We start from the raw sequence: 25724 nt of genomic DNA on the forward strand, positions 1-25724 counted from the left end.
GTGCGAAATGACCATCACGTTTGACACGTCGATCTGCCCGAATGTCTTTGATGCCGGCCTTCCGGCGGTTGATTATGAGCATTGCCAGAGCCTCAACGAGGCCCACCGGATCATCCGCCGGGCGCGAAAGCAGGCGTCGATCGCCATCGGCCCCCACGGGCCGGAGTTGTTGACCTATGAACTGGTTCGAACGGTGCTGCGCGATCCGCGATTCCGCGTGCCCCAAGGCATGTTCCTTGCCTCCCAAGGCATCACCACTGGGCCATTGTGGGAGCGTGTCGCCACGAACCTGATCAGTCTCGACGGGGCCGAGCACCACCGGCTGCGCCGGCTGGTGTCCAAAGCCTTCACACCACGAGCAACCGCGCGGCTGCACGCGACGATCGTCGAAGTGATCACCGAACTGGTGGATCACCACACCGCAACCGGGCGCTGCGAGGTGGTTGCCGACATCGCCCGTCAATACCCGATTCCGATCATCTGTGCGCTGCTCGGCGCCCCGGCGCAGGACTGGAAGCTGTTCTCGGAGTGGACAGACGACATCTTCAAGGCCTTCAGCTGGGAGGTCGCCGCCCACCAGCGAACCATCTTGGCCGCGTGGGATGACCTCGACGCCTACATCGACGACATGGTCGCGCAGCGACGCCACAGGCTGACCGACGACCTGATCTCCGACCTGATCCGTGCCGAGGACGCCGGCGATCACCTGAGCGCCGACGAACTCCGCATGCTCGCCGCGGGCCTGCTGATGGCGGGCACCGACACCACCCGCAACCAGCTGGCCGCCTCCGTGCACGCGCTGTGCGACCGTCCCGACCAGTGGAAGTTGCTTGCCGAGCATCCCGACATGGCGAGCAGGGCGGTTGAGGAGACAATGCGGCATTCACCGATCGCAGGCGGCACCTTGCGCGTCGCTCTCGAGGACGTCGAGATCGCCGGCGTTCTAATCCCTGCGGGCACAGTGGTTATCGCGAACACCGCCGCCGCCAACCGCGATCCCGCCGTCTATGACGACCCCGACCGACTCGACATCACCCGCGTCGGAGCCCCGGCGATGCAGACGTTCGGCGCCGGCATGCACTATTGCCTGGGCGCCAACCTGGCCCGGCTCGAGCTCGCCGAAGCCCTGGCGATCATGACGCGGCGCATGCCCAACGCCCATCGGACCGGCCCCGCCCCATGGAAGCCGCTCACCGGATTGAGCGGACCGACAACGCTACCAATCGAATTCGACCCCGCGAGGTGAACGGGAGCGTCACGGCCCTAGCTCATTCGCCCTGCGCGTAGCGCGTCGCGGCGAGTTGCCGGCGCACGAACGGCGACAGCACCGCCTCGTAGTGGCCGAGAAGTTCGTCGCAGATGACCGGCCAGCTCCGGCCGACCACGCTGCGCCGGGCGGCCAGCGCGTAACGCGACCGTTCGGCGATCAGGTGTGCGACCGCATCGGGCAACCGGGACTCGAACTCGTTGACGGCCAACAGCAGACCGGTTCGCCACGGGGTGACGAGGTCACGTGGGCCGCCGGCGTCGGGGGCGATCACCGGCAACCCCGACGCCAGCGCTTCTTGCACGACCTGACAAAACGTCTCGTGCTCACCGGGATGCACGAACACGTCCATGCTGGCGTACGCCGCGGCGAGTTCGTCGCCGTACAGCGCACCCGTGAAAACCGCTGTCGGCATTGCCGATTGCAGCTTGTCGCGATCGACACCGTCGCCCACGATGACGAGCTGAACCGCGTCGGCGGTGGCCAGCCCGATGAGTCGCTCGACATGTTTCTCGGGCGCGAGCCGGCCAACGAATCCGACGATCGGCTTGCCCTGCGGCGACCACTGCGCGCGCAGGGCCTCGTCGCGCGCGGACGGCGCGAACCGCAGCACGTCAACCCCGCGCGCCCACCGGTGTACCCGCGGAAAGCGATGAGCGACAAGCGATTCCATCGTCACGCTGGATGGCGCCAGGGTACGGTCGGCGAGACCGTGCAGATGACGAAACCAGGCCCAGGCGGCCCGCGCCGTCATCGGAATGCCGTAGCTCGCCGCGAAGCCCGGGACGTCGGTCTGATACACCGCGACCGTCGGCACCCCCAGCCACCGCGCCGCCCGTACTCCGCCGTAGCCCAGCAGCGCCGGCGAAGCCAGATGCACCACGTGCGGATCGAATCCGCGCAACACCTTCACCAGCCGGGGCGTCGGCACGCCGAGCGGCAGGGTGGTCACCTTGGGGAACATCCGCGACGGCACCCGGTGAACGCGGATCCCGTCGTAGATGCGATCGGCCCGGGGCTGGCCGGGAGGCGTGTCGGGGGCGATGACGAGGGCTTCGTGACCCGTCCGGCGCAGGTGCTCGAGCACCCGGATCACCGAGTTGCTGACACCGTTGACTTCGGGGAGGAAGGATTCCGCGACGATGGCAACGCGCACATCACTACGGTCTCAGCGTCGGCTGTCGACAAGGTTGCCTGTGTGTATACGTCACGCGAAATTTGCAGGTCGGACACTTTTTGCTGCCGGGCTGGGCGGTGCGTCACCCGGCTCGTCGCGACGGTCCAGCCATTTGTCCAGCAGCGCCAGCGCGACCAGGATCGCCGCCGCGGTCAGCCAGCCGACCACCGCGATGGATCCCGCCGGGATGATCGCCAGCCCGGCGTTGCGGTGCTGCACGCGCACCAGGTTCGGGTCGTTCTTGTTGTACTCCACGTAGATGCGCATCCCGGTGGCCAGATGGGACGGATAGAGCACGCCGAGCTCGGGGCGATAGGTGACCCGCTCGGGGGTGACGAATTCGATGGTGGAGCGGCGCGGCCCGGCGCTGAGCACCTCGGCCTGCGCGACGCCCATGTTATGGGTGATCGCGATGTCGTCGCGCCAGGCGCCGGCCACCAGCAGCATGGACTGCAGCGTGACCAGGCCGGCCACGATCAGCACCGCAATCCGCCCCCACCGCAACGCAAACCGGGCCCGCGTTTTCGGCGGTTCGTCACTACGCCCATGAATCAGGATGCGCAGCAAAACCTTTGGAGATACCGCCATCTAAGTGCGCCTCACAGCGCGGCCTTGATGGCGGCGTGCAGCTGCCGCAGCGACGACCGGTCGGCCTTGACCTCCAGCACGCGCATCCCGGGCCCGGGTTCGTCGAGGGCCGTGGGCAATTCGCCGACCTCGATCTGGCGGCTCTCGACGTGGTAGGCGCGGCACAGCGCGCCCACGTCGACATCGTGCGGCGTACCGAACACCCGTGCCGACACGTCGGAGAACCGCGGATCGCCCTGCTCGAGCAGTTCGAAAATGCCGCCGCCGTTGTCGTTGGACACCACGATCGTCAGCCGGCGCGGCGTCGGCTCGGTGGGGCCGATCAGCAACCCGGAGCTGTCGTGCACGAACGTCAGGTCCCCGATCAACGCGACGGTGCGCGCCGGGCTATCCGGGCCGCCGTCGCGTTCGTGGGCCAGCGCCGCCCCGATGGCCGTCGAGACCGTCCCGTCGATGCCGGCGACACCGCGGTTGGACCGCACCCGGATGCCGCGGGTGTCCAGGCCGACCAGCGCCGCGTCGCGGACGGGGTTGGAGGCCCCGAGCACCAGCTGATCGCCGGGCGCCAGGGCGTCGGCCACGGCCGCCGCGACGTGCAGGCCGGTGGTCAGCGGGTGCGCCGCGAGCTGGCTGCGCACGGCGGCCAGCGCATGCCGGTTGATCTCCGCGCAGCGCCGCAGCCACGCCGGATTGGGTGCGCCGGTGGTGACCGCCCGCGTCCCGGTGGCCTGCGAATTGCCCGAGACGTCCGGCCAGCGCGGCCCGGTGGTCAGCGCGAACACCGGCACCTGCGGGTCGGCCAGCAGCGCCGACACCGGCCGGTGCAGGGTGGGGCGGCCGAGCATGATCACCTGCTTGGGCCGCAGCAGCGGCAGCGCCAGCGGGTGCAGCGGGTTGGCCGGGCCGGGCGCCGTCGGCTCGGCGACGGTCGGCAGCTGCGCCAGGCTGGGCTGCACACCCGCGCCGTGCCCGGCGATGACGACCGTGTCGGGTGAGAGGTCGATGTCCAGCGGCTGGTCGAAGCTGACCGGCGGCGTGTAGGTCCACGGCCGCCCGCCCGGGCGGCCCTGCGGCGTCGGCGCCAGAGGTTCGGGATCCGGCACCAGGGGCTCGCGCAACGGGATGTCGAACTGCACGGGGCCGGCGTTGGCGGTGCGGGATCCGGTGGCGGCCACCAGCACCCGGCAGGTGGCCGATCGCCAGGTGGCGTTGAGGGCATCCAGCCGCTCGGGGGCGTCCTCGGCCAGGCCGAGGCTGATGGTGGCCCGCACCTGGGTGCCGAAGTAGCCCAGCTGCTCCATGGTCTGGTTGGCCCCGGTGCCCAGCAGCTCGTAGGGCCGGTTGGCCGAGAGCACGATCAGCGGCACCCGGGCGTAGTTGGCCTCGATCACCGCCGGGCCGAGGTTGGCGACGGCGGTGCCGGACGTCATGGCGACGCAGACCGGCGCACCGGCGGCGATGGCCAGGCCGATGGCCAGATAGCCGGCGGTGCGCTCGTCGATGCGCACGTGCAGGCGGATGCGGCCGGAGCGGTCGGCGTCCTGCAACGCGAAGGCCAACGGGGCGTTCCGGGAGCCGGGGCAAAGCACCACGTCGCGGACGCCGCCGCGAATCAGCTCGTCGACGACGACGCGAGCCTGTGTCGTCGAGGGGTTCACTCCTACAGCCTGTCACAGGCTCCAGGAACCGCTGTCAGCGCTGGTGAACCGCGCTCAGCCGGTGGCGTCGCCGAAGAACTTGAGCATGGCGGCGTTGACGGCGTCGGGCCGCTCGAAGAAGCCGAGATGGCCGGTGTCGGGGATCTGCACGTAGCGGCCGTTGGGCAGCGCGTCGGCGACCTCGCGGCCCAGATACGGCGGGGTGAGCACGTCGTCGGAGAAGCCGATGACCAGCACCGGGGTCGCGATGCTGCGGTAGGCGGTCAGTCGGCTGGTGTACGGCGCGATATCCAGCTGGGCGCGCATGCCGGGAGTGGACTTGACTGGCCAGGTGGAGAACATCGCGATCCAGTCGGCGATGGCGGTGTCGTCGTTGAGGGTCTTGCGGGAGAAGTTTTCCAGCAGGCGGATTTTCGCTTCGTACGCGGCGGGCAGCGCGACACCGTTGTCGGCCAGCTCAGCCTCGGCGTCGCGGAAGAACTGCCGGGCCCGGTCCATGCGGCCGCGGGTGCCCATCAGCACCGCCGAGGTGACCAGCTCGGGCCGGGCCAGCATGAGTTCCTGGGCGATGAACCCGCCCATCGACATCCCGACGATGCGGGCCGGGGCCGCGTTCAGGCCCTCGATCAGGGCCGCGGTGTCGGCGACCATGGTCTGGGTGGAGAAGCCGTCCGCGTTCTCCGTGGCGCCGATCCCGCGGTTGTCGAAGGTGATGACGCGGTATCCGGCCGCCAGGAACGCGGGTACTTGGTAGGGGTGCCAGGTCCGTCCGGCGCCGCCGTGGCCGGCGATAAAGACCACGGGCTCACCGGAGCCGCGGTCGTCGTAAGCCAGGTTGATCACTCGGTCGACGGTACAAGCAGCCGATGGCAGGCCTTGACCCGGTCGATCCACCACTGACGGCGCTCGGGCGGTGCCCCTAACGCGTGCAGCCGCGCCGGATCGGGCGTGACCGGCTCTACCGGCAGGCAGCCGTCGACCGGCGTGGCGGTCTCGGCGACGTCCTCGACGAACAGCCCGCCGGTGCCCAGCCCGCAGGCGTGACGCAGTTGCGGCAGGGCCGCCGCGGCCCTCAGCCCCGCGGCGATGCCCACCGCCGAATCCAGCGCGCTGGACACCACGATTGGGATGTCGATCTGCGCGGCGATTGCGAGCATCGCCGAAATCCCGCCCAGCGGAGCGACTTTGAGCACGGCGATGTCGGCGGCGCCGGCGCGGACCACGGCCAGCGGATCCTCGGCCTTGCGGATGCTTTCGTCGGCGGCGATCGGCACCTCGACCCGGCGGCGCAGCTCGGCCAGCTCTTCGACCGTCGCGCAGGGTTGTTCGAGGTATTCCAGCGGGCCGTCGGCGGTCAGCGCGGCGGCCGCCGCGGCCGCCTCCCCCACGCTCCAGCCGCCGTTGGCGTCCACCCGCACGGTCGGAATCAGCTCCCGCACGGCGTTGACCCGCGCGACGTCGTCGGCCAGCGTCTGCCCGGGCTCGGCAACCTTCACCTTGGCCGTCCCGGCCCCGGGAAACCGGGACAGCACCTCGGCCACCTGCGCGGCAGGCACCGCCGGCACGGTCGCGTTGATGGGGACGCGGTCGCGGCGGGTCGGCGGCGGCTCCCGGTAGGCGGCCTCAATGCCCGACGCCAGCCAGTGCGCGGCCTCGTTCGGCTGGTATTCGACGAACGCCCCGAACTCGCCCCAGCCCGCCGGGCCGTCGATCAGCGCGACCTCGCGGGTGGTGATGCCGCGAAACCGCACCCGCATGGGCAGCGCGACCACGTGCAGGCGGTCGAGCAGGTCCTCGAGCGGCGGCGTCACGCGCGGTAGACCTGGCGACCCGCCAGGTACGTCGCCCGCACCTCGAGGTCGGCGATCTGCTCGGGCGGCACGGTTCGCGGGTCGGCCGACAACACCACCAGATCGGCGTACTTGCCGACCTCCAGCGAGCCGATCACGTCGTCGGAGAACAGCTGCCAGGCCGCGTCGATGGTTTGCGCGCGGATCGCCTGCTCGACGGTCAGCCGTTCCTCGGGTCCGAGCACCCGGCCGCTCGGCGCGGTGCGGGTCACGGCCACGCTGATGTTGCGCAGCGGCTCCTCGGGCGTGACCGGCGGGTCATTGTGCAGCGAGATGCGCATCCCGGTGGCCACCGCGGATCCGGCCGGCATCCAACGGGTTCCGCGTTCCTCGCCGAACAGCCCGTCGACGATGACGTCGCCCCAGTAGTGGATCTGGTCGACGAAGATGCTGCAGGTGACGCCGAGTTCGTGGGCGCGCCGCAGCTGCTCGGGCCGGATGGCGCCGACGTGTTCGAGCCGCAGCCGATGGTCGTCGCGCGGGTGGCGCTCGAGGGCCTCTTCGTACACGTCGAGGATGGTGTCCACGCCGGCGTCGCCCTGCACGTGGCAGGCCATCGGCCAGCCCAGCGGGAAGTAGGCGCCGACGATCTCGTGCAACTGCTCGGCGGTGTAGTTGGCGCAGCCGCAGGAGCCCGGCACGACGCCGATGATCCGGGTCGCCTCGGTGTCCAGATAGGGAAACGAGAGGTCGATGTTGCCGATCCAGGGCGACCCGTCCACCCATATCTTGATGCCGACCTGACGCAGGATGTCGTCGCCCTGCCCGGGGGCGGCGGCGGTGGACATCTGCGGGTTGGAGATCTCGTAGGTGCGCAGCCGCACCGTGAGCCGCTCGCGCAGTTGCTCGACTATCGGCCGGAAATTCGGATCGAAGGCCATTTCCGAGCAGGTGGTCAGGCCGGCGCGGTTGAGCCGGGCGCATTCGGCGAGCAGCATTTGCGGGTAGTCGGCGAAGTCGATGGCCCCGCCCAGCAGTGGGAACACCGCGCCGGTCTCTTCGGCGGTGCCGTCGAGTTCGCCGTCGGCATCGCGGCCGTATCGCGCGCCCTTGGGGTCGGGGGTGTCGCGGTTCAGCCCGTGCAGCTTGGCGGCGCGCGAGTTGAAGTAGGCCTTGTGCCCGGAGTTGTGCAGGATGACCAGCGGGCTGTCCGGCGCGATGTCGTCGAGCCAGCTCAGCGTCGGTTCCGGAAGGCCGCTCTGCAGCAACGGATCCCAGCCGTTGAGGAAGGCGCCATCGGATGCCCGCCGGGCGACCTCGCGATGGATCGCCGCGACGACGTCGTCGGCGTCGCGCATTGTGACCGGGCGGATGTCGACGATGCGGTCCGACAGCGCGACCGCCTCCATCAACGGATGCCCATGTGCCTCAACGAAACCCGGCATCACGCAGCCGTCACCGACGTCGACGGTCCGGGTGTCGGGGCCGGCGAATGCGGCCACCTCGGGGCGGGTGCCGACGGCGATGATCTTGCCGCCGTCGGCGACGGCGAGCGCCTCGGCCGTGGGCCGCGCCTCGTCGACGGTCAGGATGGTTCCGGTAACGACGAGATCTGCCTGCCCCATGGGGAGGGATCGTAGTGGCGATCGCAAGAGCGGCGGAGCCGGTCGAAGCGGGTCGCCGCGGGTCAGGCCCTGATTGCCGATGTTGAACAGGGTGCGGCTGACCCAAATTGCAACACGTTCTAGTCTTGCCACATGAGTGACGACCTGTTGCGCAACCCGACCCATAACGGCCACCTGCTCGTGGGCGCGCTCAAGCGCCACAAGGCCAAGCCGGTGCTGTTCCTCGGCGACACCACGCTGACCGGTGGTCAGATGGCCGAGCGGATCAGCCAGTACATCCAGGCATTCGAGGCGCTCGGCGCGGGCACCGGCGTCGCGGTGGGCCTGCTGTCGCTCAACCGCCCCGAGGTGCTGTTGATCATCGGTGCCGGGCAGACCCGGGGCTACCGGCGCACCGCCCTGCATCCGCTGGGCTCGCTGGACGACCACGCCTACGTGCTCAACGACGCCGGCATCAGCTCGTTGATCATCGACCCCAACCCGATGTTCGTCGAGCGGGCGCTGATGTTGCTGGAGAAGGTGCCCGGGCTCAAGCAGATCCTCACCATCGGCCCGGTGCCCGAGGCGCTCAGCGGCGTCGCGGTCGACCTGGCGGCCGAGGCGGCCAAGTACGACCCGCAGCCGCTGACCGCCGCGGACCTGCCGCCCGATCAGGTCATCGGCCTGACCTACACCGGCGGCACCACCGGCAAGCCCAAGGGCGTGATGGGCACCGCGCAGTCGATCTCCTCGATGACCCAGATCCAGCTCAGCGAGTGGGAGTGGCCGACCGAACCGCGATTCCTGATGATCACCCCGCTCTCGCACGCCGGGGCGGCGTATTTCCTGCCCACCCTGATCAAGGGCGGCGAGATGCATGTGCTGCCCAAGTTCGACCCCGCCGATGTGCTGAAAACCATTGAGGAAAAGCGCATTACGGCCACGTTCCTGGTGCCGTCGATGCTGTATGCGCTGATGGACCACCCGGATTCGCACACCCGCGACCTGTCGTCGCTGCAGACCGTCTATTACGGCGCGTCGGCGATCAACCCGGTGCGGCTTGCCGAGGCGATCCGCCGGTTCGGCCAGATCTTCGCCCAGAACTACGGGCAGTCCGAGGCGCCGATGGCCATCACCTACCTGGCCAAGGGCGAGCACGACGAGAAGCGGCTGACATCCTGCGGGCGCCCGACGCTGTTCGCGCGGGTGGCGCTGCTGGGCGAGGACGGCAAGCCGGTGCCGCAGGGCGAGCCGGGTGAAATCTGTGTCAGCGGACCGCTTTTGGCCGGTGGCTACTGGAACCTGCCGGAGGCGACGGCCGAGACGTTCAAGGACGGCTGGCTGCACACCGGCGACATGGCCCGCGAGGACGAGGACGGCTTCTACTTCATCGTCGACCGGGTCAAGGACATGATCGTCACCGGAGGCTTCAACGTATTCCCGCGCGAGGTCGAGGACGTCGTCGCCGAGCACCCGGCCATCGCGCAGGTGTGTGTGGTCGGCGCGCCGGACGAGAAGTGGGGCGAGGCCGTCACCGCGGTGGTGGTGCTTCGCTCCGACGCGCCCCGCGACGACGCGGCGATCGAGAAGATGACCGCCGAGATCCAGGCCGCGGTCAAGGACCGCAAGGGCTCGGTGCAGTCGCCCAAGCGCGTGGTGCTCGCCGACTCGCTCCCGTTGACCGGGCTGGGCAAGCCGGACAAGAAGGCCGTGCGCGCGCAGTTCTGGGAGGGCGCCGGGCGCGCGGTGGGCTAGGTTTCCGGCCCGGTGTGCGGCTGGCCGCACACTCGGGTTCGAATGTGCGGCTGGCCGCACACTCGGCGCATCGCTGGCCAGGCGGTAACGTCGCTGCCTATGGGAAGCGGCAACCGCGTCCAGCCACCGTGGTGGCTGAAGCCGGCGAACAAGGTCTTCATCGCGATGTCGCGGCTCGGCCTGAGCTTCGGCGGCGAAAGCCCGGTAGTGCTGACCGTGCCCGGACGCAAGTCCGGGACGCCCCGGTCGACGCCGGTGACGCCGATGACCGTGGACGGCAAACGGTATGTGGTGGCCGGATTCCCGGGTGCGGATTGGATCCGCAACGTCCGCGCCGCCGAGTATGCGACGCTGGCCCGCGGCCGGCAGTCCGAGCGAGTGCGGATGGTGGAGTTGTCCGCCGACGCGGCGCGGCCGTTCCTCAGGGCGTTCCCCACCGAGGTGCCCACCGGCGTCGGCTTCATGAAACGCTCTGGGTTGGTCAAGGACGGACGCCCCGAGGAGTTCGAGGCGCTGGCCGGCGTGTGTCCGGTATTCCGGCTCGACCCGGAATAGGAGTTCAAACATATTGAGTGACAACCCCTTTGATGCGCAGGCCTGGCGCCCCGTGGACGGGTTCACCAACCTGACCGACATCACCTATCACCGGCACGTCGATGACGCCACGGTGCGGGTGGCGTTCGACCGGCCCGAGGTGCGCAACGCGTTTCGGCCGCACACCGTCGACGAGCTCTACCGGGTGCTCGACCACGCCCGTATGTCCCCGGACGTCGGCGTGGTGTTGCTCACCGGCAACGGACCGTCGCCCAAGGACGGCGGTTGGGCGTTCTGCTCGGGTGGGGATCAGCGCATCCGCGGGCGCAGCGGCTATCAGTACGCGAGTGGCGACACCGCCGACACCGTCGACACCGCCCGCGCCGGCCGGCTGCACATCCTCGAGGTCCAGCGGCTGATCCGGTTCATGCCCAAGGTGGTCATCTGTCTGGTCAACGGGTGGGCGGCCGGCGGCGGGCACAGCCTGCACGTGGTCTGCGACCTCACCCTGGCCAGCCGCGAGCACGCCCGCTTCAAGCAGACCGACGCCGACGTCGGCAGCTTCGACGGCGGCTACGGTAGCGCGTACCTGGCCCGCCAGGTCGGCCAGAAGTTCGCCCGCGAGATCTTCTTCCTGGGCCGCCCCTACACCGCCGAGCAGATGCATCACATGGGCGCGGTCAACGCCGTCGTCGACCATGCGGAGCTGGAATCGGAGGCCATCGCATGGGCGCGCGAGATCAACGCCAAATCGCCGCAGGCGCAACGCATGCTGAAGTTCGCGTTCAACCTGCTCGACGACGGCCTGGTGGGCCAGCAGCTGTTCGCGGGCGAGGCCACCCGGCTGGCCTACATGACCGATGAGGCCGTCGAGGGCCGCGACGCCTTCCTGGAGAAGCGGGATCCCGACTGGAGCCGGTTCCCCCGCTACTTCTAGCGGCGGGCGCGCCGGCGGCACCACCTAGACTCGCGTCACGTGAGCAAGAGTCCCCTCCGCCGGATCGCCGACCAGTTCGTGCTGGCAACCATGCGACCCCCCATGGCGCCGCAAGTATTGGTCAACCGTCCGCTGATCAAGCCGATCGAGCTGGCCGGCAAACGGATCCTGCTCACCGGGGCCTCGTCGGGCATCGGCGAGGCCGCGGCCGAACAGTTCGCCCGGGCGGGCGCCACCGTGGTCGTCGTCGCCCGCCGCCAGGATCTGCTGGACGCGCTGGCCGAGCGGATCACCGACGCCGGCGGTGAAGCGCTGTCGATCCCGTGCGACGTCTCGGACATGGACGCCGTCGACGCGCTGGTCGCCGACGTCGAAAAGCGTCTCGGCGGAATCGACATCCTGATCAACAACGCCGGCCGGTCCATCCGCCGGCCGCTGGCCGAGTCGCTGGAACGCTGGCACGACGTCGAGCGCACCATGGTGCTCAACTACTACGCGCCGCTGCGGCTGATCCGCGGCCTGGCGCCGGGGATGATCGAGCGCGGCGACGGCCAGATCATCAACGTCTCGACGTGGGGTGTGCTCTCGGAGGCCTCCCCGCTGTTCGCGGTGTACAACGCCTCCAAGGCCGCGCTGTCGACGGTCAGCCGGGTGGTGGAAACCGAGTGGGGCGACAAGGGCGTGCACTCCACCACGCTGTACTACCCGCTGGTCGCCACCCCGATGATCGCGCCGACCAAGGCCTACGAAGGCATGCCGGCGCTGACGTCGGAGGAGGCCGGCGAGTGGATGATCACCGCCGCACGCACCCGTCCGGTGCGCATCGCACCGCGGATGGCGATCGCCGCGAAGGCGCTGGATACCTTCGGCCCGCGCTGGGTCAACGCCGTCATGCAGCGCCAGAGCATCCAGCCCAACCGCAAGGCCGATGGCTGACCAGGCCACGTGGTAGACACGATTTCATGGAGATCCTGGCCAGTCGGATGCTGCTGCGGCCGTCGGACTATCAGCGCTCGCTAGCCTTCTACCGCGACGAGATCGGGCTTGCGATTTGGCGCGACTACGGCGCTGGCACAGTCTTTTTCGCGGGCCAGTCCTTGCTGGAGCTGGCCGGTTACGGCGCGCCCGATCCCTCCCAGCGGGCCTACCCCGGTGCGCTGTGGCTGCAGGTCCGCGACATCGCGGCCACCCAAAGCGAATTGGAGGGCCGCGGGGTGACGATCGCGCGCGAAGCGCGGCGCGAACCGTGGGGCTTGAAAGAGATGCACGTGACCGATCCGGATGGCCTCACGCTCATTTTCGTCGAGGTGCCGCCGGAGCACCCATTACGGCGCGACACCCGAGGTGAACAACACGGAAATGCCGGTTAACTGAGAGGTAACATCTGGCGACGAGTCAAGGTATACCCGTAATTCGCCTCTCCCAGCATTCGACAATGTAAACCTCCTACCACCAGAATCAGGCGCTGTGAACATCCAATTGTTCCTCTTGATCATTGTCGTAATCACGGCATTGGCTTTCGATTTCACGAATGGCTTCCACGACACGGGCAACGCGATGGCGACCTCGATCGCCAGTGGTGCGCTCAAGCCGAAAGTAGCGGTCGCGCTGTCCGCGGTGCTGAACCTCGTGGGTGCGTTCATGTCCACCGCCGTCGCCGCGACGATCGCCAAAGGCTTGATCGACGGGCACATCGTGACGCTGGAGCTGGTTTTCGCCGGCCTCGTCGGCGGCATCGTGTGGAACCTGCTGACCTGGCTCCTCGGCATCCCCTCGAGTTCGTCGCACGCCTTGATCGGCGGCATCGTCGGCGCCACCATCGCCGCCGTCGGCGGGCACGGGGTGATCTGGAAAGGCCTGGTGTCCCACGTACTCATCCCGGCCGTAGTGGCCGCGATCCTGGCCATCGCCGTCGGGGCGATCGCGACCTGGCTCGTGTACCGGATCACCCAAGGTCTGGAGACCGGTCGCACCCAGGCCGGGTTCCGCTACGGCCAGTGGGGCTCGGCGTCGCTGGTTTCGCTGGCGCACGGCACCGGCGACGCGCAGAAGACGATGGGCATCATCTTCCTGGCGCTGATGTCCTACGGCTCGATCAGCAAAAACGAGTCCATGCCGCCGCTATGGGTCATCGTCGCTTGCGCGTTGTCCATGGCCGCGGGCACCTACCTGGGCGGCTGGCGGATCATCCGCACCCTGGGCAAGGGGTTGGTGGAGATCCAGTCGCCCCAAGGCATGGCCGCCGAGTCGTCCTCGGCCGCAGTCATCCTGCTTTCCACCCACTTCGGCTACGCGCTGTCGACGACCCAGGTCTGCACCGGTTCGGTGCTCGGCAGCGGGCTGGGCAAACCCGGCGGCGAAGTCCGGTGGGGCGTCGCCGGTCGCATGGGTGTCGCCTGGCTGGTCACGCTGCCGCTGGCCGGGCTGGTCGGTGCGCTCACCTATTGGATCGTCCATTTCATCGGTGGCTACCCGGGCGCGATCGTCGGTTTCGGGCTGCTGGTCGCGGTCTCGGCCGCCATCTACATCCGGTCGCGCAAGGTCAAGGTCGACCACAACAACGTCAACGCCGAATGGAAGGGCGACCTGACCGCCGGACTCGAAGGTACCGACGATCAGCACCCGCCCTCGGATGCCGGACCCACAGCCGGCGCCACGCCTCCCCGTTACGACTCCGACGACCCCACGATTAAGGCGAACGCCTGATGAGTCACTTCAGCGACTGGTTCAACTACCAGGCCTCCCTCAAGATCCTGATCTTCAGCATGCTGGCCGGTGCCGCATTGCCGGGGCTGTTCGCCCTGGGGCTCCGATTCCACGCGGTCGGCGCCGGACAGGTCAGCACCGATGGTGGCGCGCCGCAGAAGAACCCGGCGCTGCTGGCCATCGCCTGGGCGATCTATGCGGTGGTGCTCCTGGTGATCGCCTTCGCGCTGGCGTACATCTCGCGGGACTTCATCGCGCATCACACTGGCTACCCTTTCCTCGGAGCCAAGGCCAAGTAGCATCGATTGGTGCCCACGGATTTGCCAAGCCAAACACCGGGGGGTGTTGTAAGAGCGTGAACGGATTCCTCAACTCGATCGTCTCCTGGCTCCGCGCGGGGTATCCGGAAGGCGTTCCGCCGACCGACACCTTCCCGGTGCTCGCGTTGCTGACCCGCCGGCTGTCCAGCGACGAAGCCAGGGAGGTGGCCTGCGAGCTGGTTCGGCGCGGCGAGTTCGACGATGTCGACATCGGCGTGCTGATCACCCAGATCACCGATGAGTTGCCGTCACCGGCCGACGTCGAGCGGGTGCGGGTGCGGTTGGCGGCCAAGGGTTGGCCCTTCGAGGACGCCGACGAGGCCGGGGACCCGGCATAGCCGTATTGCGCGCGCTGCACGTCCCGCCGGGTTCTGCGGCCTCGTCACTGTTGCCTGCGCTGGAACGGGTCCTGGACGGGCGTGACCCCGCACTGGTCGCCCTGCCCGCGGGCGACGATCGCGAGTCGACGGCGCTGCGGGCGGGTCTGCGCGTCGGGGAGGCCATCGACGACGACGTGGCCCTGGTCGCGGCGACGTCGGGAACCACCGGGATTCCCAAGGGCGCGTTGCTGACCGGCGCCGCCCTGACCGCCAGCGCGGCGGCCACCCATCACCGGCTCGGCGGGCCGGGCAGCTGGCTGCTCGCCCTGCCGCCCCACCACATCGCCGGGGTGCAGGTTCTGGTGCGCAGCCTGCTCGCCGGCTCGACACCGGTCGAGATGGACGTCACGTCCAAGGGTTTCGACATCGCCGAATTGCCCGGTGCGATAAGGGCATTGGGTCCGGGACGGCGCTACACCTCGCTGGTTGCCGCGCAGCTGGCCAAGGCGCTCGGCGACCCGGCGGCCGCGGCCGCCCTCGCCGAGCTGGACGCCGTGCTGCTCGGCGGCGGACCCGCGCCGCGACCGGTCCTGGACGACGCGGTCGCCGCGGGCATCACCGTGGTCCGCACCTATGGGATGAGCGAGACCGCCGGGGGCTGCGTGTACGACGGTGTCCCGCTGGACGGGGTGCGGCTGCGCACGGTCCACGGGCGCATCGTCATCGGCGGCGCGACGCTGGCCAAGGGCTACCGCAACCCGGTTGACCCGGATCCGTTCGCCGAACCGGGCTGGTTCGCGACCGACGACCTCGGCGCCGTCAGCGACGCGGGCGTGCTGACCGTCCTGGGCCGCGCCGACGACGCGATCAGCACCGGCGGGCTGACCGTGCTGCCGCAGCCCGTCGAGGCGGCGCTGTGCACCCATCCGGCCGTGAGCGAGTGCGCGGTGTTCGGGGTGGCCGACGACCGGCTGGGGCAGCGGGTGGTCGCCGCGGTCGTGGTGCGCGACGGGGCCGCCGCGCCGACCCTGGACGCGCTGCGCGCGCAGGTGACCCGCACCCTGGACGCCACCGCCGCGCCGCGCGAGCTGCACATCGTCGACGCCCTGCCCCGCCGCGGCATCGGCAAGGTCGACCGGGCGGAATTGGTGCGCCGATTCGCCGGCCCGAGCGATCAATAGGCTGTTCCTTCGTGAGGATCGCTCGACGGGAGGCAGTGCGCGAGGCGGTAGCGGTCACGATCGGGGTGGTGCTGGTGGCGGCGGCGTTCGTGCTGCCGCGGATGAACTCAGGCGTGCGGCCGCGTCTGGACGTCGGTGCCGAGAAGTTCGCCACCCACGCCGGCGCGGCACCGATCTTCGGCGAATGGCTGATCCACGCCGGTTGGGGAACCGGTCCGGCCATCGCCCTCGCGATCGCCGTGGTCGCGTGGGGACCGATTCTCGCGCAACGCCTTTCGTGGCGTGCACTGACGCTGGGCAGCTGGGCCACCGCGTGCGGGTGGGCGTTCGCGCTGGCGATGATCGACGGCTGGCAGCGCGGCTTCGCCGGCCGGCTGACCACCCGCGACGAATACCTGTCGCAGGTGCCGGGCATCGCCGACATCGGTGCGACGCTGCGCACGTTCGCCGGCCGAATTGTGGACTACCAGCCGAATTCGTGGACCACCCACGTGTCCGGTCATCCACCCGGCGCGCTGCTGACGTTCGTCTGGCTGGACCGGCTCGGCCTGCACGGCGGCGCCTGGGCCGGGCTGCTGTGCCTGCTGGCCGGCTCGAGCGCGGCGGCCGCGGTGGTGATCGCCGTGCGCGCGCTGGCAGACGAGCCGACCGCGCGGCGCGCCGCCCCGTTCGTCGCCCTGGCCCCGACCGCGATCTGGGTGGCGGTGTCCGCCGACGGCTACTTCGCCGGGCTGGCGGCCTGGGGCATCGCGCTGCTGGCCGTAGCGGTGCACCGCCCGGTCCGCTTCCCCGCGCTGACGGCCGCGGGCGCGGGCCTGCTGCTGGGCTGGGGGGTGTTCTGTAACTACGGCCTGGTGCTGATGGGGTTGCCGGCGTTGGCGGTGCTGGCCTCGGCCCAGCGGGCGGGCAACGGCTCGGCGGACTGGAGGGCGATCCTGCGGGCCCTGGGCCCGGCGGCGCTGGCCGCGATCGCGGTGGCGGTCGCCTTCGCCGTCGCGGGGTTCTTCTGGTTCGACGGCTATACCCTGGTGCAGCAACGCTATTGGCAGGGCATCGCCAAATTCCGGCCGTTCCAGTATTGGAGCTGGGCCAACCTGGCGTGCGTGGTGTGTGCGATCGGGTTGGGCGGCGTCGCCGGAATCAGCAGGGTGTTCGACTGGCCCGCCATCCGCCGCCGCTCCGGTTTTCATCTGCTGCTGTTGAGCGTGCTGGCCGCCATCGTCGTCGCGGACCTGAGCATGCTCAGCAAGGCCGAGGTGGAACGCATCTGGCTGCCGTTCACCGTCTGGCTCACCGCGGCGGCCGCACTCCTGCCGGTGCGTTCACACCGGATCTGGTTGGCGCTCAACGCTGTCGGCGCGCTGGCGCTCAACACGATCATCCTGACGAACTGGTAGAGATCGGTGCGCCGAAGTATGTCCATCACCCTACGCAGCCGCCGGCGGCGGGAAGGGAAACCAAGGAATATTCGACCAGTCCGGCGGGGGCGGCGGCTCGGTGGTCGGTTCGCCGAGGTGTTGTGGGCAATAGGCACTGACGGCGCTGGTCGTGAAGTGGGTCGCGTCCGCCACGGTGAATCCGGCATTTTCTGCCGACACACTTTGGATGACATCGGCCTGGGAGTGGCCCTGATCCATTAATTCACAGGCCTTCTTGCCGACCCGGACGGCGACGGCGCCGTTCTTATAGGGGACGCCGGCCTGATCGAGCGCCGCCAAGAAGTTCGCATCTGGGTTGCCGCCCGGCTCGGCCTGTGCCGGCGTGGCCGCACCAATGACCGCGGCGAAACTCGCCAACACGAGAAGCATTCGCACCGCTCCATCCTTATACAAAAAGCCGGTGTTGTCCTGTCGCGAATTTCGGCTGGCCCTCGACTCGATGGCGACGTCATCTGGGAGAACATGCTGACTCCCGAGCAGTGCCGGCAGAATCGTCTAGAGGCCGGCCGCGCGGGTGGCCCGCGCGAAGCGGCTGGTGGGTGCGCAGGCGTCGCGCACGGTCGCGACGTCGTCGACAAAGTCCACGTCGGCCAGCGTCTCAACGGTCACCACGTCAATTCCGTTGTCGCGCAATGCTTTCAACGTCAGATCGCCGGTATCGGGTGCGGACATCGGCACGGTGCGCAGGCACTGCGCCATCGCGGGCTGCCCCACGCCGAGCACCCACCAGCCCCCGTCGCGGGCCGGCCCGAGCACGGCCTGCGCCTCGAGCAGCCGGCGTGCGCACCCGGCCAACAGGTCCGCAGTCACCTGGGGGGTGTCCATGCCGATCTGCAGCACCGCAAACCCGCCGGCCGCGTCGGCGTGCGCGTTTGCGAGCCGGGCCGCGAAATCCGCACCGCGCTGGGCGATCACGGTGAACGACGCCAGTCGCTGCCGGATCTCGGCGGCGTTCGCCGCCGCATCCAGGTCGCCGGTGAGGGCGACCACCCGCGCGGCCACCGGGGCGGCGGCCACCGCGTCGAGCGTGTCAAGCAGTGCGGCGGCGGCGATTTCGGCGGCGACCCGGTCGCCGACGGCCGCCGCGAGCCGCGTCTTGGCCAAGCCCGGCTCGGGCGCCTTGGCGACCACCAGCAGGGTCACCGGCAGCGCCTTCACGAAATCACCTTCCAGAAGTCCAGGATCGCGGTGATGCTGCCCCGCAGCGAACCACTCACCTTCGACTTGCCGCCCGTCCGCGGGCCGTAGCTGACGTCGAGTTCGACGACGCGCCAGCCGGCGGCCGCGGCACGCACCAGCAATTCCAGCGGATATCCCGACCGCCGGTCGACGACGCCCAGCTGCAGCAGCCCGTCGCGCCGCGCCACTCGCATCGGCGCGATGTCGTGCACCGGCAGGCCGTGTCGGGTGCGCAGTCGCCAGCTCATGACCACGGTGCCCATCCGGGCCACCCACGGCCAGTGCAGCCCGGGCACCGGCCGGCGCCGGCCGATCACCAGGTCGGCGCCCCGCTCGAGCTCGGCGACCAGCCGGGGGAGATCACCGACGTCCATCGAGCCGTCGGCGTCGATGACCGCCACGATCGGGGTGGTCGCGGCCAGCACACCCGCGTGGACGGCCGAGCCGTATCCGGCCCGCGGTTCGGCGACCACCCGGGCGCCGTGCCGGCTCGCGACCCCGGCGGTGTCGTCGGTGCTGTTGTTGTCCACCACCAACGCCCGGTAGCCGGCGGGGATCGCGGCCAGCACCGCGGGCAGCGACTCCTCTTCGTTGAGGCAGGGCAGGACCACCGTCACCAGACCGGCGTCGGGCACGCTCAGAACCCGCGGTGGGGGTGTGGCTGCTGCGGGTACATCGGCTGCTGCGGGGACACCGGCTGCTGCGGGTATATCGGCTGCGAATGCGTCGGCGGCACCGTCTGCTGGGTGTGCGTCGGCAGCGGCGCCTGGGTGGTTTCCCGCGTGCTCGGCGGCGAATAGGTGCTCGTCGGCGGCTGGTGCGTGGTGCTCGGCGGCGAATACGTCGTCGTCGGAGGCGAATACGTCGTCGTCGGCGGTTGGTACGTGGTGGTCGGCGGCGTGTAAGGCGGGTTATAGGGAGGGTTGTACGGAGGGTTATAGGGAGGGTTGTACGGCGGGTGGTTCGGCCCCCACCCCGGGATCGGCATGGGAATCGGAATAGGTATCGGCACAATGGGATTCGGGCGAGGCGCCCAACCCGGTTCGGGATTGGGCACCACACCGGGGTTGATCGGTGCCTCGGGAGCGGGAGCGGGACCGGCCGGCACGCCGCCGCCCGATGGCGGCGCGACCTGCTGCGGGGCCGGGACGTTGTTCGGAGCCGGGACGGTGCCGCCCTGGAATCCGGCGTTGGGCGCGTCGGGCGGGGGCGGGGGCAGCGGCGCCTGCTGCTGGCTCGGCAGGATCGGCATGAACTTGCCGGGGGTGCCGTTCTGGACGCCCACCACCGGCTGCCGGCTAGCGGTCGGTTCAACCGCGACCGCGATCGCGGTGGCCAGCGACGCCAATCCGATGACCGCGAAGGCGACGACGGCGTTGCCGATCACCAGCGATCGCCGCGACAGCTTCGTCGGCACTTCCTCGTCGGTGTCGCCGTACTCGTAGTCGTCGAATTCGGGGTCGTACTCATCGAATTCGCCCGGGTACTGCTCGCCCTCGTCGGCCATCGAATAGGCCAGTTGGTGCTCTTCGGCGTTCGGATCGGCGAATTCCGATGCCGGCACGACGGTGGTCTCATCCCCGGTGAGCCCCGCCGCCGGCGCCATCGCGGTGGCATCCCCGAACGCCGGCGCCATCGCGGTGGCATCCCCAGCCGCCGGGGCCATGGCGGTCTCGTCGCCGGTCAGCCCGATCGCCGGCGCCATGGCCGTCGCGCCCCCGGCCCCCAGCACCGCCGCCGGCGCGGCGGCGATCGCGGCGCCGCGGGCGAGCGCAAAGGTGGGATCCTCGGCGACCCGCACCCGCATGGTCGACGCGTCGCGGAGCTCGTCGGCCACCCGGTTCAGATCGGGCGAGGCCCCGAGCAGATACACATCCTGCGGGGCGTCGGGGTGGGCGCTCAGGTTCGCCATCATGGTGTGGAACGCCGCCGTCGCATCGCCGCCCGAAGCACCCGCCAGCGGCTGGCTGGCCAACACGGTCGGCGGCGCGTCGGGATCACCGTCCGAACCCACCATCGACAGCGTCGCGGTCGCGTCGTCCATCACCAGCGCCGCGCCGGGCCGGCCGGCCGCGCGCATCAGGGCGGCCACCGCCTGCGATTCGGAGAGCACCGCGACGTTGTGCACGCCCGAGTCCTCCAGCGCCCGCCGCAGCTGGTCGGCGGCGGGATGGTCGGTCCAGCACAGCCGGGTGCCGACCAGCCGGTGGTTCTCGCCGGCCAGCAGCCGGTTCGTGCCGACCACCGTCTCGGTCAGCGTCCCGATCGGATTGTCAGCGAGGTCGACGACGGATTGGTCGATCACGTCGGCCCCCTGCGCACCCGACCCGACCAGGGCCAAGCGCGCGACGGGTCCGGTGACCGCAACCCCCAAAACGACGTCCATCCCGGTTCTCCTCACGCCGGCCACCCCGCAACCAGCAATGTCCCGGCATCATTACACTTGCGATACCGTTGGCACTATCAATCATTCAGGCGACAAGCTTCGCCTACTAGCGCAGCGTAACCAGCTTTTCGAACGACAGGACGCCTCACCGCGGAATCATCTCCGCCCCAGCAGCCGGTCACAGCCACTGCCACGGCATCCGAACGGAGAATATGTTCGCAAGTGAGCAGTCCATCTCACTCGGCGGGGTAATCCCTTGCCGAACACCCGAAACTGCGCCAAGAATATCCGTCCTTGAATCCCGGGGGGCATGGTGAGCCAGAGCAGCGACGAGACGCCGACCGGTCCCATCCGCGGTCAGACGCAGCAGGCACCCGCGCCGCGCATCATCCGCCCGCACGCCACGGGCGACGGGGCACCGGCGGCCGCCGGAGCGAAGCGGTACCGGCACGTCGTCGGTGACCTGACCGCGGTGGCGCTGCTGGTCCTCGCGGTGTTTCTGCCGTGGAACCTCTACTTCGGCGTCGGGATTCCGAACAGCAGCACGATCCTGTTCGGGGTGTTGATCACGGTGACGGTGCTGGCCGTCGTCGCGGTCGTGGTCGCCGGTTCGTGGCGGTCGGGCGGCGCGCGGTTCAACCCCGGGCGGGCCGCCCGGCTTCGCCTGGCGCTCAATGTCCCCTACCTGCTGCTGGTGCTCGCCTTCGTCGTGTTCGATGCGTACGAAACCGTCCGTTTCGGTGGCACCGTCAACGTGCCGGGCGGTGTCGGGCCGGGCGCCTGGGCCGGGATCGCCGGCTCGCTGTTGAGCGCCCAGGCGGTGCCGGCCGGCGCGCTTGCCGGACCGATTCCGGCCGGGGACGAGTCCACCGGGTGGCACAGGTCGGCGCGGGTCATCGGCTCGCTGTCGATGCTCGCGGCGGTGCTCAGCTTCGGTTTCAACCTGTACTGGCGGCTGCGGTACGCGCTGCAAAGCACCGGCGGCGCGGCGGAATTCGGCAAGCAGAACATCGCCGTGATCGCGACCGCCGTGGTGTACGGCGTGGTGGCGCTCGTGGCGGTGCTGGTCGCCCCGCGGTGGCTGCTGCGCAGCGCGCGGGAGAGCCGGCTGACGACCGTCGCGCTCGGCGCGTCGACGCTGGCCGCCGGGGTCCTGGTGTGGTTCCTGCCCGTCGGTCGCGACATCGACGCATTCCACGGCATCGCGCAGAACACGTCCACCGCCGGCGTCGGGTTCGAGGGCTACCTGGCGTGGGCGGCCGGCGCGGCGCTGTTCGCGCCGCGGGCCCTGTTCGGTCACCGGAACGCCTTGCCGACGGAGGAGTCCGCGTGGCGCGGGACGACCCGAAATGGCTTGCTGCTCATCGCCGTTTGGTCCGTCGGGTCGGTGGCGATGCGGATCACCGACCTCGTCGTCGGCGTAATCCTGAACTACCCGTTCTCGCGGTACTCCAGCATCGTGCTGGCCGCGTTCGATCTGGCCACCGCGGTGCTGGCGATCTGGCTGCGCCGCAGGCTGGCCACCCTCTCGGCGAGAATGGTCACGTCGCTGTGCGGGCTGGTCGCCACGCTGTCCGTCGCCCGCGTCGTTGTCGGCCTGGAGCTGGCGCCGCGATTCGAAGACTCGCCCAATTCGCCTGCGCTGCATCCGGTCTACGGCAACAACCTGGCCCAGCAGATCACCAGCACCTTCGACGTGACGCTGTGCGGCCTGGCCCTGGGCATCCTGGTGGCGGCCATCGTCACCGGACATCTGAGCGGCCGACGGCTGGCCCGTCGCGCCGCCCGCCGGCGCGCCGCCGCGGCCAATGCGGCGGCAACCACCACCCGGGTCCCGGTGGGCCAGGGCGCGGGCCCGTCGGCCGCGGCGACCACCCGCATCCCGGCCGGCGTTCCCGGCGGGGACAACGAACCGCCCACCACGGAGATACCGCCGCTGGCCAATGCGCCCCGGATCTTCCGCGGCGACGACTCCGGCACGCGCCAGATGCCCGCGCAGAAGCCGCAGATCTACCGCCCCCCAGAGGGTTAGCGAAGGGGCGCGAACGCGAACTCGCGCAACCCGTCGCCGGGTGCGACGGCGGCGCGGAAACCTAGCACCTCGGCGGCCCGCGACGGGTCGGCGACGATGTGGCGCACGTCGCCGTTGCGGTACTGCCCGGTGACCACCGGGGACAACGAAGCGCCGCGCGCGTCGCACAGCGCGCCGGCCACCTCCGCAATCGAAATGGGTTGTCCCGAGCACACATTGACCGCGGTGAAGCCCTCGCTCCACTGTGTCGCCGTGACGTTGGCGGCGGCCACGTCGTCGACGTGGACGAAGTCGCGCATCTGCCCGCCGTCCTCGAAAACCTTTGGCGGATCGCCCTTTTCCAGCGCCGACCGGAAGATCGCCGCCACCCCGGAGTAGGGGGTGTCGCGCGGCATGCCGGGGCCGTAGACGTTGTGGTAGCGCAGCGCCGCCACCGAACCACCCGTGGCCTCCGACCAGGCCAGCGCGTAATGCTCCTGGGCGGTTTTGCTGGCGGCGTAAAGGCTTCGGGGCCGCAGGCAGGCGTCCTCATCGACCATGCGCCACTGCAGTTCCTCCCCGCCGGCCGGGCACCGGTGCTCGAAGATTCCGGCATCGAGATCCGCGCGGCGCCGCGGCAGCGGATCCACCGGCCCATGTCGTTCGCAGTGATAGCGCCCCTGCCCGTACACCACCATCGACGAGGCCAGCACCAGGCGCCGCACCCCGGCGGCGAACATCTGCGCCAGCAGGACCGTGGTGGCCAGGTCGTTGTGGCCGCCGTAGGCGGGGGCATCGGCGGCGTCCACACCCGCACCCACCATCGCCGCCTGATGGCACACCACGTCCACACCGGCAAGCAGCGGGGCCAGCGCATCGGCATCGCGCACGTCGATGCGGTGACATCCCTTCGGCAGCACCGGGTTTGGGCCGTGCGCGGCGGCCAGCAGCGCGTCGACGGCGACCACCTCGTGACCCGCGGCCCGCAGCGCGGCGTCCACCCGCGAACCGATGAAGCCGGCCGCCCCGGTCAGCAGCACCCTCATGGCAGCTCGATGGGCAGGGTGACTCCGGCGTGCGGCAGGCAGTGCGTGCAGGTGCGGTCGGCGGCGATCCGGCCGATGGCCTGGCCGACCAGCGTTTTGAACACTTTGATGTTCTTCTCGAATTCGGCGAACACGTCGACGGTCTTCACGCCCTCCCCGACGCTCACACCGGCATCCAGGTCGGTCACCAAAGCGATTGCGGCATAACATATTTCGAGCTCGCGAGCGAGTGCGGCCTCCGGGTAGCCGGTCATGTTGACCAGCGAGAACCCGGCGGAGGCGAACCACCGGCTCTCGGCGCGGGTGGAAAAGCGTGGCCCCTGGATCACCACCATGGTGCCGCCGTCGACCACGTCGGGCAGGCCGGTCACCGCCTCACGCAGCGTCGGGCAGTAGGGGTCGGCGAAGTCGACGTGGATGCCGCCGGAGTCGAAGTAGGTGTCGGCGCGGCCCCGGGTGCGGTCGACGAGTTGGTCGGGCACCACGACGGTGCCCGGTCCGAATTCGGGCGTGAGGCTGCCGACCGCGCACGGCGCGAGCACTCGCCGCACGCCGAGCTTGCGCAGCGCCCACATGTTGGCGCGATACGGCACGGTGTGCGCGGAGAATTCGTGCCCGGCGCCGTGGCGGGGCAGGAAGGCCACCTCGTGGTCGCCGACGGCACCGACGGTGACCGGGGCGCTCGGCGGCCCGTACGGGGTGTCGACGGCGACGTCGCGGGAGTCGGATCCGAAGAAGGTGTAGAAGCCGCTGCCGCCGATGACTCCGAGCATCCGACCATTGTGGTGCATGCCGCCGGGGTGATCGCGGGTGCGGGGCCCGGGGATTGACGGCCCGCATCCTGGCAGGATGTTCGTGTGGCCAATTTCGGGCAGTGGGTTTCCGGTGCGCGGCCGCGGACGTTGCCCAACGCGGTGGCGCCCGTTGTTGCGGGGACCGGTGCGGCCGCGTGGCTGCATTCCGCGGTGTGGTGGAAGGCGCTGCTGGCGCTGGCCGTCGCGCTCGCGCTGACCATCGGCGTCAACTACGCCAACGACTACTCCGACGGCATCCGCGGCACCGACGACGACCGGGCCGGCCCGGTGCGCCTGGTCGGGTCGCGGCTGGCGGCGCCGCGGGCGGTGCTGACCGCCGCGGTCGCCAGCCTGACCGTCGGCGCGCTCGCCGGGCTCGCGCTGGCCCTGTTCAGCGCGCCGTGGCTGATCGCGGTCGGAGCGGCCTGCATCGCCGGGGCGTGGCTCTACACCGGCGGGTCGAAACCCTACGGGTACGCCGGTTTTGGCGAGGTTGCGGTGTTCCTGTTCTTCGGGCTCGTCGCGGTGCTGGGCACCCAGTACACCCAGGCGCTGCGGGTGGACTGGGTGGGCCTGGTGCTGGCGGTGTCGATCGGGGCGCTGTCGTCGTCGGTGCTGGTGGCCAACAACCTGCGGGACATCCCGACCGACGCGCGCTCGGGGAAGGTCACGCTGGCGGTGCGGCTGGGCGACGCGCGCACCCGGATCCTGTACCAGGCGCTGCTGGGGACCGCCGGGCTGCTGACCCTGGTGCTGATGGTGGCGACCCCGTGGTGTGCCGCCGGATTGGTGGCCGCGCCGCTGGCCCTGCGCGCGGCGACCCCGGTGCGATCGGGCCGCGGCGGCCCGGAACTGATCCCGGTGCTGCGCGATACCGGGCTGGCGATGGTGGTGTGGGCGGTCGCGGTGGCCGCGGCGTTGGCGCTGGCTACCTAAGGGCCGGGCGTGGGTTACCTATAGTGCAGGCAAAGGCCTCCGGGGGCACCCCGATTGGGGTAGCTTTGCGTCGGCTCGGCGATAGCGAAGGACCGC

The 25724-nt window shown here is 70.1% G+C and carries 25 protein-coding genes; 13 read left to right on the forward strand and 12 right to left on the reverse strand.

The features are described from left to right. Positions 1-7 precede the first annotated feature (7 nt). Entirely contained in the window at positions 8-1246 is a 1239-nt protein-coding gene (locus MTY59_RS04080; protein ID WP_221044535.1) for a cytochrome P450, read from the forward strand. 22 nt (positions 1247-1268) lie between these two features. Here the strand turns inward: MTY59_RS04080 and MTY59_RS04085 are convergent, their stop codons facing one another. From MTY59_RS04085 to MTY59_RS04110, 6 genes are read right to left on the reverse strand one after another with little or no spacing between them, the layout of a single operon-like run. Further along, entirely contained in the window at positions 1269-2423 is a 1155-nt protein-coding gene (locus MTY59_RS04085) for a glycosyltransferase family 4 protein (protein ID WP_221044536.1), read from the reverse strand. 51 nt (positions 2424-2474) lie between these two features. Continuing rightward, entirely contained in the window at positions 2475-3032 is a 558-nt protein-coding gene (locus MTY59_RS04090; protein ID WP_250160712.1) for a DUF3592 domain-containing protein, read from the reverse strand. 11 nt (positions 3033-3043) lie between these two features. Then, the gene (gene menD / locus MTY59_RS04095) at positions 3044-4690 is read right to left on the reverse strand and encodes a 2-succinyl-5-enolpyruvyl-6-hydroxy-3-cyclohexene-1-carboxylic-acid synthase (protein WP_221044537.1); all 1647 of its coding nucleotides are present in this window, start codon (positions 4688-4690) and stop codon (positions 3044-3046) included. Positions 4691-4744: 54 nt separating this feature from the next. After that, positions 4745-5533: an alpha/beta fold hydrolase gene (locus tag MTY59_RS04100; protein ID WP_221044538.1), complete on the reverse strand. Its 789-nt coding sequence runs from the start codon at positions 5531-5533 to the stop codon at positions 4745-4747. Beyond that, a complete protein-coding gene (locus tag MTY59_RS04105) occupies positions 5530-6501 on the reverse strand; it encodes an o-succinylbenzoate synthase (protein WP_221044539.1) in 972 nt (323 codons plus the stop codon). The genes MTY59_RS04100 and MTY59_RS04105 overlap by 4 nt, the downstream gene beginning before the upstream one ends. Next, positions 6498-8105: an amidohydrolase gene (locus MTY59_RS04110; RefSeq protein ID WP_221044540.1), complete on the reverse strand. Its 1608-nt coding sequence runs from the start codon at positions 8103-8105 to the stop codon at positions 6498-6500. Before MTY59_RS04110 ends, MTY59_RS04105 begins: the two co-directional genes overlap by 4 nt. Positions 8106-8237: 132 nt before the next feature. On the opposite strand from MTY59_RS04110, the gene fadD8 reads away from it, so the two are divergent. The 10 genes from fadD8 to MTY59_RS04160 all read left to right on the forward strand — a co-directional run bounded on the left by fadD8 (position 8238) and on the right by MTY59_RS04160 (position 17234). Next, positions 8238-9839: a fatty-acid--CoA ligase FadD8 gene (fadD8, locus tag MTY59_RS04115; protein ID WP_221044541.1), complete on the forward strand. Its 1602-nt coding sequence runs from the start codon at positions 8238-8240 to the stop codon at positions 9837-9839. Positions 9840-9938: 99 nt separating this feature from the next. After that, entirely contained in the window at positions 9939-10394 is a 456-nt protein-coding gene (locus MTY59_RS04120) for a nitroreductase family deazaflavin-dependent oxidoreductase (protein ID WP_221044542.1), read from the forward strand. 13 nt (positions 10395-10407) lie between these two features. Continuing rightward, positions 10408-11310: a 1,4-dihydroxy-2-naphthoyl-CoA synthase gene (locus tag MTY59_RS04125; protein WP_221044543.1), complete on the forward strand. Its 903-nt coding sequence runs from the start codon at positions 10408-10410 to the stop codon at positions 11308-11310. Positions 11311-11349: 39 nt separating this feature from the next. Then, entirely contained in the window at positions 11350-12246 is an 897-nt protein-coding gene (locus tag MTY59_RS04130) for an SDR family oxidoreductase (protein WP_221044544.1), read from the forward strand. 26 nt (positions 12247-12272) lie between these two features. Then, positions 12273-12680: a VOC family protein gene (locus MTY59_RS04135; RefSeq protein WP_221044545.1), complete on the forward strand. Its 408-nt coding sequence runs from the start codon at positions 12273-12275 to the stop codon at positions 12678-12680. 97 nt (positions 12681-12777) lie between these two features. Continuing rightward, the gene (locus tag MTY59_RS04140) at positions 12778-14016 is read left to right on the forward strand and encodes an inorganic phosphate transporter (protein WP_221044546.1); all 1239 of its coding nucleotides are present in this window, start codon (positions 12778-12780) and stop codon (positions 14014-14016) included. Beyond that, on the forward strand, positions 14016-14315 hold the full coding sequence (locus MTY59_RS04145) for a hypothetical protein (RefSeq protein WP_221044547.1): 300 nt from the start codon (positions 14016-14018) through the stop codon (positions 14313-14315). Before MTY59_RS04140 ends, MTY59_RS04145 begins: the two co-directional genes overlap by 1 nt. Positions 14316-14371: 56 nt before the next feature. Next, positions 14372-14674, forward strand: a complete 303-nt coding sequence (locus MTY59_RS04150; RefSeq protein ID WP_221044548.1) for a DUF3349 domain-containing protein — start codon at positions 14372-14374, stop codon at positions 14672-14674. A 59-nt stretch (positions 14675-14733) separates the two neighbouring features. Beyond that, entirely contained in the window at positions 14734-15837 is a 1104-nt protein-coding gene (gene menE / locus MTY59_RS04155; RefSeq protein WP_221046247.1) for an o-succinylbenzoate--CoA ligase, read from the forward strand. A gap of 35 nt (positions 15838-15872) precedes the next feature. Then, the gene (locus MTY59_RS04160) at positions 15873-17234 is read left to right on the forward strand and encodes a hypothetical protein (RefSeq protein ID WP_221046248.1); all 1362 of its coding nucleotides are present in this window, start codon (positions 15873-15875) and stop codon (positions 17232-17234) included. Between the two features lie 30 nt (positions 17235-17264). Here MTY59_RS04160 and MTY59_RS04165 read toward each other — a convergent pair whose 3' ends face one another. The 4 genes from MTY59_RS04165 to MTY59_RS04180 all read right to left on the reverse strand — a co-directional run bounded on the left by MTY59_RS04165 (position 17265) and on the right by MTY59_RS04180 (position 20841). Continuing rightward, positions 17265-17636 carry a DUF732 domain-containing protein gene (locus tag MTY59_RS04165; RefSeq protein ID WP_250160837.1) on the reverse strand — a complete coding sequence of 124 codons (372 nt, stop codon included), beginning with the start codon at positions 17634-17636 and terminating at the stop codon, positions 17265-17267. 135 nt (positions 17637-17771) lie between these two features. Then, positions 17772-18434, reverse strand: coding sequence for a TIGR04282 family arsenosugar biosynthesis glycosyltransferase (locus MTY59_RS04170; RefSeq protein ID WP_221044550.1), 663 nt, complete (start codon positions 18432-18434; stop codon positions 17772-17774). Then, the gene (locus MTY59_RS04175; protein WP_221044551.1) at positions 18431-19090 is read right to left on the reverse strand and encodes a glycosyltransferase family 2 protein; all 660 of its coding nucleotides are present in this window, start codon (positions 19088-19090) and stop codon (positions 18431-18433) included. Before MTY59_RS04175 ends, MTY59_RS04170 begins: the two co-directional genes overlap by 4 nt. 2 nt (positions 19091-19092) lie before the next feature. Continuing rightward, positions 19093-20841: a DUF7159 family protein gene (locus MTY59_RS04180; RefSeq protein WP_221044552.1), complete on the reverse strand. Its 1749-nt coding sequence runs from the start codon at positions 20839-20841 to the stop codon at positions 19093-19095. 310 nt (positions 20842-21151) lie between these two features. On the opposite strand from MTY59_RS04180, the gene MTY59_RS04185 reads away from it, so the two are divergent. Continuing rightward, positions 21152-22873 carry a DUF7937 domain-containing protein gene (locus MTY59_RS04185; RefSeq protein WP_221044553.1) on the forward strand — a complete coding sequence of 574 codons (1722 nt, stop codon included), beginning with the start codon at positions 21152-21154 and terminating at the stop codon, positions 22871-22873. On the opposite strand, the gene MTY59_RS04190 is transcribed toward MTY59_RS04185, so the two are convergent. Both MTY59_RS04190 and MTY59_RS04195 read right to left on the reverse strand, forming a co-directional pair. After that, a complete protein-coding gene (locus tag MTY59_RS04190) occupies positions 22870-23898 on the reverse strand; it encodes an NAD-dependent epimerase/dehydratase family protein (RefSeq protein ID WP_221044554.1) in 1029 nt (342 codons plus the stop codon). The two genes, MTY59_RS04185 and MTY59_RS04190, sit on opposite strands and share 4 nt — an antisense overlap. After that, positions 23895-24671, reverse strand: a complete 777-nt coding sequence (locus MTY59_RS04195) for an S-methyl-5'-thioadenosine phosphorylase (RefSeq protein WP_250160713.1) — start codon at positions 24669-24671, stop codon at positions 23895-23897. Before MTY59_RS04195 ends, MTY59_RS04190 begins: the two co-directional genes overlap by 4 nt. A gap of 84 nt (positions 24672-24755) precedes the next feature. Here MTY59_RS04195 and MTY59_RS04200 point away from each other — a divergent pair, with 84 nt between their 5' ends. Next, a complete protein-coding gene (locus MTY59_RS04200; protein ID WP_221044556.1) occupies positions 24756-25628 on the forward strand; it encodes a 1,4-dihydroxy-2-naphthoate polyprenyltransferase in 873 nt (290 codons plus the stop codon). The last annotated feature ends 96 nt before the right edge of the window (positions 25629-25724 follow it).

Source organism: Mycobacterium senriense (assembly GCF_019668465.1).
Taxonomy (GTDB): Bacteria; Actinomycetota; Actinomycetes; order Mycobacteriales; family Mycobacteriaceae; genus Mycobacterium; species Mycobacterium senriense.